Source organism: uncultured Limnohabitans sp. (assembly GCF_937889215.1).
In the GTDB taxonomy this organism is placed as follows: domain Bacteria; phylum Pseudomonadota; class Gammaproteobacteria; order Burkholderiales; family Burkholderiaceae_C; genus Limnohabitans_A.
On the sequence record NZ_CALBEX010000486.1, the window covers coordinates 1 to 11,060 of the forward strand.

The following is an 11,060-nucleotide window of genomic DNA, read 5'->3' on the forward strand; positions in this document are numbered from 1 at the left end:
GTGCCGCCGCGTTGGGCGGGCACCAGGTGTTGCAGTTCTTTCACACGGTTGGGCAGGCCGCCTGAGGCGTGGATCTCGGTTTCGATCAGGCCGGGGCGCACCGCATTGACGCGGATGCCGTCGCCCGCCACTTCTTTGGCCAGGCCAAGGGTGAAGGCGTCGATCGCGCCTTTGGCGGCGGCGTAGTCAACATACTGGTTGGGTGAGCCCAGGCGGGCTGCAGCGCTGGACACGTTGACGATGCTGCCGCCTTCGCCACCGAGCTGTGTGCTCATGCGGCGCACGGCTTCGCGTGCGCAGATCAGGCTGCCGATCACATTGATGTCAAACATGCGCCGCAAGCGGGCCACGCTCATGTCCTGCACCCGGGCGGCCACATCGACCACGCCGGCGTTGTTGACCAAGCCTGACAGACGCCCCATTTTGGCGTCGATGTGTTGAAACATGCGCAGCACTTGGTCTTCGTCGGCCACGTCGGCTTGGACGGTCATTGCTTGTCCGCCCGAGGCGCGGATCTGGCGCACCACTTCGTCGGCTGCCAGCGAGTTGGCGGTGTAGTTCACGGCCACAGACCAGCCTTCTTTGGCCGCCAGCAGGGCCGTGGCGGCCCCAATTCCCCGGCTGCCGCCGGTCACCAACAAGACCTTGTTCATCGCTCGTCTCCTGCAAAAATGGTTTGTTGCGGTTACAACCGCTGCATTGTTCAACGATTACACAACACACAAGGAGTGGGCATGGGTCGCACAGTGGACTATTACTTCGCACCGCAAAGCCCCTGGGCTTATTTGGGCCACCAACGCTTGGCCGACATTGCGCAGCGCACCGGGGCCACGTTGCGCGTCATGCCGATTGACTTGGGGGGCAAGGTGTTCCCGATCTCGGGTGGCTTGCCTTTGGGTCAGCGTGCGCCGCAGCGACAGGCTTACCGCTTGGTGGAGTTGCAGCGCTTTAGCCAGCACCTGAATGTGCCTTTGAACCTCAAGCCCAAGTATTTCCCCGTCGGGGGTGACGATTCGGCTCGTCTGATCATTGCCGCCGATCTGGCGCAAGGTCCGCTGGCCGCCATGAAGATCGCGGGCGCAATATTGGCGGCTTGCTGGGCGCAAGAGCGCAACATGGCCGACACCCAGGTGTTGGCCGAGCTGCTCGTCGAGCAGGGGCTGCCGGCCCAGTGGATGGAGGCCTCGCGCAGCCAGGCGGTGCAAGAGCGCTACGAAAGCTACACCCAGGCGGCCATCGATGCAGGGGTGTTTGGCGCGCCCAGCTATGGGGTCGGTGGCGAGATTTTTTGGGGCCAGGACCGTCTCGATTTTGTCGAGCGTGCGCTGGCCCGTTGAAGATGTTTGTACTTGAAAGGACAACACATGGGAACGATGATTGAACTGCAAAGCGCAGATGGCACCCAAGTGCCCGCCTACGAGGCACGGCCTGTTGGGACACCCAAGGGGGCGGTGGTGGTGATTCAGGAGATTTTTGGCGTCAACAGCCACATTCGCGCTGTGGTCGATGGCTATGCTGCAGAGGGTTACCTGGCTGTGGCCCCAGCCGCATTTCACCGCGTCAAGCCGGGGGTGGAGCTGGGTTATACCGATGCCGACATGGGCGAGGGCTTCGGTTACAAAACGGCTGCGGAGGCCTTGCCTGCACCGGGCGTGATGCAAGACATTCAGGCGGCCATTGACCACGCCGGGCAGGTCTCAGGTGGCAAGGTCGGCATCGTGGGGTATTGCTGGGGCGGCTTGCTGACCTGGCGTGCGGCCTGCACTTTGTCTGGTTTGAGTGCGGCAGCACCTTATTACGGAGGCGGTGTCACCACCGATGCCGAAATCGCCCGCCAAGCTCGGGTGCCGGTCATGGCGCATTTTGCTGAAGAAGACAAATGGATCCCGCTGGACTCGGTCGAGGCTTTTAAAAACGCACACCCGCAAGTGCAGGTGTTCACTTACCCGGCGCACCATGGCTTCAACTGCGACCAGCGCGGTTCATGGGATGCGCCTTCGGCTCAGCTGGCGAAGGCGCGCACGTTGGCGTTTTTCAAGCAGCATTTGGGCTGAATGGGACGGGTTGGGCCCGCCTGCGCATGCGGTTATCCATGACAGCCAAAGGCATGTCAACTCGGGTGTGCGCCAACAGAGGGTTTATTCGCCAGAGCGGGCCAAGTAGCGCTTGCGCCAAAACACCAAGCCCATGCTGAGGGCGATCGCGCCCATACCCCCCAGCGTCCATCCAAAAGCGCTGGCGGTGTGCAGCCATGGCATGAATTCGAAATTCATGCCAAACACGGCGGCAATCAGGTTCAGCGGCAAGAAGATCGCGGTCAGTGCCGTCAGGGTGCGCATGATGTCGTTGGTGCGGTTGCCCTGCGCGTTGAAGTGCATTTGCACAGCCGTCTCAGTGTTGTGCTCCAGGCGACGCATGTGGTTGACCACCCGGTCGATGTGCTCCAAAACATCCCGGCAGCGCACCTTCAACAGCTCATGCTCGCGCAGTGCAGCCGGGGTATCTTTGACCACCCAATCGTCCAGACTTTCGTTCCAGTTGAGCATGGCCGTGTGCTGGTCGTCGCACAGGTCTTCGAGTTGGTGCAGGGCCAGTCGTGCTTGCAACAAGGCGTCCCAGCGGCGAAAACGTGCACTGGGGCGGATCAATTCGGCTTGCCAGTGGTCAAGTTGACGGCTCAGCTCGCGGCGCAAAACCAGGTAAGCGTCCACCATGTGGCTGATGATGCGCAGCATCATGTCGGCCGGGCTCAGCGGGATGCCGCGTGCCCCGGCTGAGCGTGAGTCGGTGATGGGGGATACATCGGGGCTGACGTTCAGCAGGCGGCTGGCGTAGGCCTCGCGCACGGCGCAGTCGTCGGGGTGCACGCTCAGCAGCACCCGGTCCAACACCACAAAGCCGACGGGATTGGTGTCAATGCGCAGCAAGATGGGCGGGCCTGGCCGCTTGCTCGGGGCGTGTGCGGCATCGGCGTCGTTGTGCAAGGCGGCCGCCGTGGACTGCTGGGCCAATCGGCGAAAGACCAGCAGGTCGTAATGCGAGGTGAAGTCGTAGCGCGAGGGCAGTTGCCCGTTGAGCAAGTCCGAGACGTGCAGGTCGACCAAGCCTTGCCCAGTCAGTTGGTTCAGGCAGGCTTGGATGGCGGGCAAGTGGCGTTCAAAATACGAGCGTGAAAAAGCCAACCAGAGAAAGCCTTGCTCGGGCAAGGCCTGTGGCAATGCGGGGTCAGCGGATGCCGCAGGCAGTGCCACGGCTTGGTTGCCGCGAATGCAAAAGGCCCTGAGACCGGAGATGTGGACGGGGCCTGGTGCGTTGTTCAATGGCTGGCGATCCAGCGCGCCGCATCGCGTGCAAAGTAGGTCAGTACGCCATCAGCACCGGCCCGCTTGAACGCCAGCAAGCTTTCCATCATGACCAGATCGTGGTCAAGCCAGCCGTTTTGCGCAGCGGCCTTGAGCATGGCGTATTCGCCTGACACTTGGTAGGCGAAAGTGGGCACTTTGAACTCGTCTTTCACGCGGCGCACGATGTCCAGGTAGGGCATGCCGGGCTTGACCATGACCATGTCGGCACCCTCGGCCAAGTCCATGGCCACTTCGCGCAGGGCTTCGTCGCTGTTGCCGGCGTCCATCTGGTAGACCTTTTTGTTGCTCTTGCCCAAGTTGCCGGCCGAGCCGACCGCGTCGCGGAAGGGGCCGTAAAAGGCGCTGGCGTACTTGGCGCTGTAGGCCATGATGCGGGTGTGGATCAGGCCACGCGCCTCGAGCGCTTGGCGGATTGCGCCAATGCGCCCGTCCATCATGTCGCTGGGTGCGACCATGTCGACGCCGGCTTCGGCTTGCGTCAGGGCTTGCTGCACCAGCACGGCCGTAGTTTCGTCGTTCAGGATGTAACCGGTTTCGTCCAGCAGGCCATCTTGGCCGTGGCTGGTGAAGGGGTCCAGCGCCACGTCGGTCATCACGCCCAGCTCAGGAAAGCGTTTTTTCAGCTCTCGCACCACACGGGGCACCAGGCCGCCCGGGTTCATGGCTTCGCTGCCGGTGGGGTCTTTCAGTGAGGCGTCGATCACGGGAAACAGCGCCATGACCGGTATGCCGAGCTTGACGCAGTCTTCGGCCACAGGCAGCAGCAGGTCCAAACTCAGGCGCTCCACACCAGGCATGGAGGCCACGGCCTGGCGCTGGTTTTGCCCGTCCAGCACAAAGACCGGATAAATGAGGTCGTGTGCTGTGACCCGGTGCTCGCGCACCAAGTTGCGTGTGAATTCGTCACGGCGGAGACGCCGTGGGCGGTTGGCGGGGAAGGAGGCGACAGGGTTCATGTCGAAAATTGTGCCTGAAGTGCCGCAAGATGCAAACGGCAGCCCCTGCGCCCTGTCGCGCAGGTGGCCCTGCCGGGCCGGCCAAACAAGAACAGTTTGATTCTTAAGCATCAATAACCACTTAAACAACAAAATCAAACTTGTTGTTGGTTTTGTTATTTGGTAAATTCGACCTCGGGCAGCTTGCTGCCTCCCGCTTTTCCTCCCTGAGCGGGCGCCTTGATGTGTGACAGCAAAAAGGCTTCCCACCCCCGGCCCCAGGTCGGGGGTTTTTTTGTGCCGCGCCGGTTCAGGCTTGCATGAAGGCGGCCAGCCTAAATATCTCTGGCTACACTGTCAGCATGCTCTGGATCAAAGCCCTTCACATCGTCTTCATCGCCAGCTGGTTTGCTGGCTTGTTTTACTTGCCCCGCATTTACGTCAACTTGGCGATGGTGCCACCAGGCTCTGTGGCTGAGCGTGAGCGTTTGCTGCTGATGGCTCGCAAGCTCTACCGTTTCATGACGATCTTGGCAGTGCCCGCGCTGGCGCTGGGCTTGTGGCTGTGGCTTTATTACGGCATTGGCATGGGGCCTGGGCAGGGCTGGATGCATGCCAAGCTGCTGATCGTGCTGGCCTTGTTGGGTTACCACCACAGTTGTGGGGCGATGTTGCGCAAGTTTGAAAACGGGCAGATGCAGCGCAGCCATGTCTGGTTTCGCTGGTTCAACGAGGCGCCGGTGATCCTGATGCTGGCGGCGGTCATTTTGGTGGTGGTCAAGCCTTTTTAAGGTCTGGCAGACGGCATGGGCACCCTGACTCGGCGTCAAACGGCAGTCTGGCCTTTGTTCTGGATTTATGCGGTCCTGATTGTTTATGCCAGCTTGTACCCGTTTGACAACTGGCGCTTTCAAGGCCTTGTGTCTTGGTCATTCTTGACGGCCCCTTGGCCGCGCTACTGGACCGGGTTCGACGTTTTTTCCAATGTATTGGGCTATGCCCCGCTGGGATTTTTGCTGGCGCTGGCCGTGCACCGTAGCCGACGCGATTGGCCCGCTGTCGTGATGGCCAGTTTGGTGGCGGCGGGCCTGTCGCTGTCGATGGAATCCTTGCAGATGTTTCTACCCGTGCGTGTGCCGTCCAATTTGGACACGGCCTTGAATGTGCTCGGGGCTTGGGCAGGTGCTGTGGTGGCGCAGGGCTTGGCTTGGGTGGGGCTGATTGAGCGCTGGAGCCGATTCAAAGACCGCTGGTTTGAGGCAGAGGCCAGCGGCGCATTGGCCTTGTTGGCCATTTGGCCTTTGGCATTGCTGTTTCCAGCGCCTGTGCCATTTGGCTTGGGCCATGTTTTCGAACGATTGGAATTGACCTGGGTCGAGGCCTTGCAAGGCACGCCTTGGCTGGAGTGGTGGCCGGTGCGTGAGGTGGAGTTGCAGCCTTTGCTGCCCATCACCGAGACGGTTTGCATTGCCTTGGGATTGTTGCTGCCCTGTTTATTGGCCTATGGCGTGGTGCGCCGCAGGGAGCAACGTTGGGCCATTGCGGGTGTTTGCTTGACGGTGGGGTGGCTGGCCAGCGCGCTGTCTGCTGCTTTGACATACGGCCCAGTCCATGCCTGGGTTTGGGTCAGTCCTGAAGTTTTCAGGGGCGGGGTGTGGGCGGTGGGCTTGGCAGTGCTGTTGGCTTTGATGTCGCCGCGACTGTGTTGGGTGTTGGCCTTGGCCGCTTTGGTGTTGCAGCTGAGTTTGCTCAACATGGCCTCGGCCGATGCCTACTTTGCCATGACGCTGCAGACATGGGAGCAAGGCCGATTTATCCGCTTTCATGGCCTGATTCAATGGCTGGGCTGGTTGTGGCCTTACGCTTTGCTGGTGTATTTGGTGCACCGCTTGTCCCGGGTGGGGCCTTCGCATGCGAGGGGAATCAACGCAGCGCAAACGCGGCCCTAAAATCAAGCTATGAGCATTGAACCGACCCCTCCTTACTTCAAACGGCACATCTTTTTCTGCCTGAATGAACGCAAAAACAACGAAGCTTGCTGCGCGCAGCAGGATGCACAAGCGGCTTTTGACCATTGCAAAGCCCGTGTGAAGGCGCTGGGTTTGGCGGGCCCTGGCGAGGTCCGCGTGAACAAAGCCGGATGCCTGGACCGCTGCTCAGGCGGTCCCGTGGCTGTGGTCTATCCCGAAGCCGTCTGGTACACGTATGTCGATCAGAGCGACATCGACGAGATCGTGGAGTCGCACCTGAAAAACGGCCAAGTGGTTGAGCGTTTGCTGACGCCCGCGCATTTGGGTCGCTGATGAACCAAGCCACCCAAATGCTGCGCCTGCAAGGTGAGGTGGGCCACTTGGAAGCCCTGCTGGACACACCGCAAGACGGCCCGGTGCTTGGAACGGCCGTCATCGCGCACCCGCACCCCTTGTTTGGCGGCACCATGGAAAACAAGGTGGTGCAGACACTGGCACGCGCTTTTGTGCAAAGCGGCTGGCGGGCTGTGCGCTTCAACTTCAGGGGCGTGGGTGCCAGTGCGGGCAGTCACGACGCAGGTCGCGGCGAAGCCACCGACATGCGCCAAATCATCAACCAAGTGGCACCCGATGGGCCGCTGGCGCTGGCTGGTTTTTCATTTGGCGCTTTTGTGACCAGCCATGTCGTGCAGGCGCTGGCCGCCAGCAGGCCGCCAGCAAAATTGGTGTTGGTGGGCACCGCTACATCGCGTTTTGAGGTGGCCCCGCTGGCCCCTGAGCTGCACCAACAATGCCTGGTGTTGCATGGTGAACAGGACGACACGGTGCCGCTGGCCAGCGTGATGGACTGGGCCAGGCCGCAATCCTTGCCCATCACGGTAATTCCCGGGGTGTCGCATTTCTTTCACGGACAATTGCCACTTTTGAAGGCTTTGGTGGTTCGGCATTTGAAGGCTTGACTTCAAAACGACGGGCCATGCCATGGCGTCCAAACCGTTTTTTTTGCCCTGCCCAGTGGCCTAACTGTGTGAATGCACGCATCGCGCAGGAACTCGAAATGACAAGCATTCGAATGAACAAATTTTTGAAATATTTGACCTGTGGTTTGCTGGTGATCGCAGCCTATGGGGCGCAAGCCCAAATGCCACAACCGCCCGCGCTGGCGGTCAAGGCTTATTTGTTGATGGACGTGACAGCCAACCAAGTGCTGGCCGCCAAAGACCCCGATATGGCGGTAGAGCCTGCGTCACTGACCAAATTGATGACGGCTTATTTGGTGTTTGACGCCCTGAAAAACCGCAAAATTGAACTTCAACAGAAGTTGTCCGTGTCAGAGCGCGCCTGGAAAATGCCGGGCTCGCGCATGTTCATCGACCCGAACATGAAGGTGCCGGTGGAGGACCTGATCAAAGGCATGATTGTCCAGTCGGGCAATGACGCCACGGTGGCCTTGGCCGAAGGGGTGGCGGGCAGCGTCGAGCGGTTTGTGCAACGCATGAACGACCAAGCCGTCTTTTTAGGCATGCACAGCACCGGCTACAAGAATCCCGAAGGCCTCACCGCGCCGGGCCACACCACCACGGCCCGCGATTTGGCGGTGCTGGCCACACGCTTGATGCGGGATTTTCCTGAATATGTGCCTTATTACGCCATCAAAAAATACCGCTACGACGGCACACCTGCGGCCAACGACACCAACCGCAATTTGTTGCTGTTTCGCGATGCCACGGTGGACGGCCTCAAGACTGGCCACACCCAGGCCGCAGGTTATTGCCTGGTGGCCTCTGCCAAGCGAGACTTTCCCAATGTCGGGGCGCGCCGATTGTTGAGCGTGGTGTTGGGCGCCGACAGTGAAAATGCACGCGCCAACGAGAGCCAAAAGCTGCTCAATTGGGGCTATTCGGCCTTTGATGCGGTGAAGTTGTTCGATGCCAACCAGGCCGTGGTCACCCCCTCGGTGTGGAAAGGCAAGGCGCCCGTGCTCAAACTCGGTGCTTTGCGCCCCTTGGTGGTGGCCGTGCCAGCAGGCAGTGCAGCCCAGCTGAAAACGCAAGTGGTTCGCCCCGACCCGTTGGTTGCGCCCTTCACCAAAGGTCAATCCGTGGGCAGTCTGAAGCTGTTTCAAGGTGACAAGGCCTTGTTTGAGGTGCCTTTGGTGGTGCTTGAGCCGGTCGAACAGGCCGGCATTTGGGGCCGCGCTTGGGATGCTGTACGCCTGTGGATCAAGTGATTTTTCGGCGGTCCACCCCGGCAAATTGTGGATAACTTGCCATACGGCCCGCCAGGCGGTTATACTGGCGGGCTTTTCCGCTTTTGGGGCGGGGAAGTTTCTTTTGTCAAAATTCAACGTTTAGGGACGTTACAAACAATGCCAACCATCAATCAATTGGTGCGTCAGGGGCGCGAGGTCGAAACGATCAAGTCCAAAAGCCCTGCGATGCAAAACTCTCCACAACGCCGTGGCGTGTGCACCCGTGTGTACACCACGACGCCTAAGAAGCCTAACTCCGCTTTGCGTAAAGTTGCCAAAGTGCGCTTGACCAACGGTTTTGAGGTCATTTCTTACATCGGCGGTGAAGGCCACAACCTGCAGGAACACTCTGTTGTTCTGGTGCGCGGTGGTCGTGTCAAAGACTTGCCCGGTGTGCGTTACCACATCGTGCGCGGTTCGCTCGACTTGCAAGGCGTGAAAGACCGCAAGCAGTCTCGCTCCAAGTACGGCGCTAAGAAGCCAAAAGCCAAGTAAGCCCTTTGGGGTTGAAATTTTTCGGTGCTGTTTCCCGCGTGGCGCGGTGAATCAGCGAAGTGACCCGAAGCCTGGAATTGTCCAGGTGGGTTGAGTAAGTGAGTGGTTTTGAATAACCCTCGCGGTGTCTGAAAAGATACCAGCTGAAGCAATATGAGGTGAAATATGCCACGTCGTCGCGAAGTCCCTAAACGTGAAATCCTGCCGGATCCCAAGTTCGGCAATGTCGAGTTGTCCAAGTTCATGAACGTGATCATGGAAGGCGGCAAAAAAGCTGTGGCCGAGCGCATCATTTATGGTGCCCTCGAAAACATGGAAAAGAAAACAGGCAAAGACCCTGTGGAACTGTTCTCCATCGCCATCAACAACGTCAAACCCATGGTGGAAGTGAAATCCCGCCGCGTGGGTGGTGCGAACTACCAGGTGCCTGTTGAAGTGCGCCCCGTTCGTCGCCTGGCCCTGTCGATGCGCTGGATCAAAGAAGCCGCCCGCAAGCGCGGTGAAAAGTCGATGGCCATGCGTTTGGCCAACGAATTGCTCGAGGCCAACGAAGGCCGTGGTGGCGCCATGAAAAAGCGTGATGAAGTTCACCGCATGGCTGAAGCCAACAAGGCGTTCTCACACTTCCGCTTCTGATTCACAGGGGCTTCACAAACAAGCCCCACACTGTCAGAAGCCAGCCCGCTGGCCCCATTCGGGGTGGCGGGCTTTGGTACTTAATCTTTGGAGAAATTTATGGCTCGCACTACCCCTATCGAGCGCTATCGCAACATTGGTATTTCGGCGCACATCGACGCTGGCAAGACCACAACGACAGAGCGTATTCTTTTTTATACCGGCGTGAACCACAAAATTGGTGAAGTGCACGACGGCGCTGCCACCATGGACTGGATGGAGCAAGAGCAAGAGCGTGGCATCACGATCACCTCAGCTGCCACCACCTGCTTCTGGAAAGGCATGGACGGCTCTTTCGAAGACCACCGCATCAACATCATCGACACCCCCGGCCACGTGGACTTCACCATTGAAGTCGAGCGCTCCATGCGCGTGCTGGACGGCGCTTGCATGGTTTACTGCGCTGTGGGCGGCGTGCAGCCCCAGTCTGAAACCGTGTGGCGTCAGGCGAACAAATACAAAGTGCCACGTTTGGCTTTTGTGAACAAGATGGACCGCACCGGTGCCAACTTCTTCAAAGTCGTGGAGCAAATGAAGTTGCGCCTGAAGGCCAACCCTGTGCCGATCGTCATCCCAATCGGTGCTGAAGAAAACTTCACCGGTGTGGTTGACCTGCGCAAGATGAAAGCCATCATCTGGGACGAAGCTTCCCAAGGCATGAAGTTCACCTTCGAAGAGATTCCAGCCGACTTGGTCGAAGTGGCCAAAGAGTGGCGTGAGAAGATGGTCGAAGCCGCTGCTGAAGCCTCTGAAGAGCTGATGAACAAGTACCTTGAAGAAGGCGACTTGACCGAAGAAGAAATCACACACGGCCTGCGTGTTCGCACCATCAACAGCGAAATCCAGCCCATGTTGTGCGGCACCGCCTTCAAGAACAAAGGCGTACAGCGCATGCTGGATGCCGTGTTGGAGCTGATGCCTTCGCCTTTGGACGTGAAAGCCATCAAGGGTTTTGACGAAGACGAAAAAGAAATCATCCGCAAGGCTGACGACGGCGAGAAGTTCTCGGCGTTGGCATTCAAGTTGATGACCGATCCGTTCGTGGGTCAATTGACTTTCGTGCGTGTTTACTCGGGCGTTCTGAAAAAAGGCGACACCGTGTTCAACTCGGTGCGCGGCAAGAAAGAGCGCATTGGCCGTATCGTTCAGATGCACGCCAACAACCGTGAAGAAGTCGACGAAATCCGTGCGGGCGACATCGCCGCTTGCGTGGGCTTGAAAGACGTGACCACGGGTGAGACTTTGTGCGATCCCAATGCGGTGATCACGCTCGAGCGCATGGTGTTCCCTGACTCGGTGATCCGCCAGGCCGTTGAGCCAAAGACCAAAGCTGACCAGGAAAAAATGGGCATCGCTTTGTCCCGCCTGG

13 protein-coding genes are annotated in these 11,060 nt (G+C 59.2%); 10 read left to right on the forward strand and 3 right to left on the reverse strand.

All coding sequences use genetic code 11. From position 1 onward, the window contains the following. Positions 1-653, reverse strand: a 653-nt coding sequence (locus Q0341_RS12250; protein WP_299513734.1) for an SDR family NAD(P)-dependent oxidoreductase, incomplete at its 3' end; no start/stop codon positions are given. An 81-nt stretch (positions 654-734) separates the two neighbouring features. On the opposite strand from Q0341_RS12250, the gene Q0341_RS12255 reads away from it, so the two are divergent. Both Q0341_RS12255 and Q0341_RS12260 read left to right on the forward strand, forming a co-directional pair. Next, positions 735-1,337, forward strand: a complete 603-nt coding sequence (locus Q0341_RS12255; protein WP_299513737.1) for a 2-hydroxychromene-2-carboxylate isomerase — start codon at positions 735-737, stop codon at positions 1,335-1,337. Positions 1,338-1,364: 27 nt separating this feature from the next. Beyond that, entirely contained in the window at positions 1,365-2,054 is a 690-nt protein-coding gene (locus Q0341_RS12260; protein ID WP_299513739.1) for a dienelactone hydrolase family protein, read from the forward strand. Between the two features lie 84 nt (positions 2,055-2,138). On the opposite strand, the gene Q0341_RS12265 is transcribed toward Q0341_RS12260, so the two are convergent. Next, positions 2,139-3,251, reverse strand: coding sequence for a magnesium transporter CorA family protein (locus Q0341_RS12265; protein WP_299513760.1), 1,113 nt, complete (start codon positions 3,249-3,251; stop codon positions 2,139-2,141). A 65-nt stretch (positions 3,252-3,316) separates the two neighbouring features. Then, a complete protein-coding gene (gene hemB / locus Q0341_RS12270; protein WP_299513741.1) occupies positions 3,317-4,321 on the reverse strand; it encodes a porphobilinogen synthase in 1,005 nt (334 codons plus the stop codon). A gap of 341 nt (positions 4,322-4,662) precedes the next feature. On the opposite strand from hemB, the gene Q0341_RS12275 reads away from it, so the two are divergent. The 8 genes from Q0341_RS12275 to fusA form a co-directional block, all read left to right on the forward strand. Next, on the forward strand, positions 4,663-5,091 hold the full coding sequence (locus Q0341_RS12275) for a CopD family protein (protein ID WP_299513744.1): 429 nt from the start codon (positions 4,663-4,665) through the stop codon (positions 5,089-5,091). A gap of 15 nt (positions 5,092-5,106) precedes the next feature. Continuing rightward, complete coding sequence (locus tag Q0341_RS12280) at positions 5,107-6,249, forward strand: VanZ family protein (protein WP_299513747.1); 1,143 nt, start codon at positions 5,107-5,109, stop codon at positions 6,247-6,249. 9 nt (positions 6,250-6,258) lie between these two features. Next, positions 6,259-6,603, forward strand: coding sequence for a (2Fe-2S) ferredoxin domain-containing protein (locus tag Q0341_RS12285; protein WP_299513749.1), 345 nt, complete (start codon positions 6,259-6,261; stop codon positions 6,601-6,603). Continuing rightward, a complete protein-coding gene (locus Q0341_RS12290) occupies positions 6,603-7,229 on the forward strand; it encodes an alpha/beta hydrolase (RefSeq protein WP_299513751.1) in 627 nt (208 codons plus the stop codon). Before Q0341_RS12285 ends, Q0341_RS12290 begins: the two co-directional genes overlap by 1 nt. A gap of 113 nt (positions 7,230-7,342) precedes the next feature. Then, positions 7,343-8,500, forward strand: a complete 1,158-nt coding sequence (locus Q0341_RS12295) for a D-alanyl-D-alanine carboxypeptidase family protein (protein WP_299513753.1) — start codon at positions 7,343-7,345, stop codon at positions 8,498-8,500. Positions 8,501-8,638: 138 nt separating this feature from the next. Continuing rightward, positions 8,639-9,016 carry a 30S ribosomal protein S12 gene (gene rpsL / locus Q0341_RS12300; RefSeq protein WP_011466063.1) on the forward strand — a complete coding sequence of 126 codons (378 nt, stop codon included), beginning with the start codon at positions 8,639-8,641 and terminating at the stop codon, positions 9,014-9,016. A gap of 165 nt (positions 9,017-9,181) precedes the next feature. After that, the gene (rpsG, locus tag Q0341_RS12305; RefSeq protein WP_299513756.1) at positions 9,182-9,652 is read left to right on the forward strand and encodes a 30S ribosomal protein S7; all 471 of its coding nucleotides are present in this window, start codon (positions 9,182-9,184) and stop codon (positions 9,650-9,652) included. Positions 9,653-9,751: 99 nt separating this feature from the next. Next, the coding region (gene fusA / locus Q0341_RS12310; protein ID WP_299513758.1) for an elongation factor G at positions 9,752-11,060 on the forward strand (1,309 nt) is incomplete at its 3' end.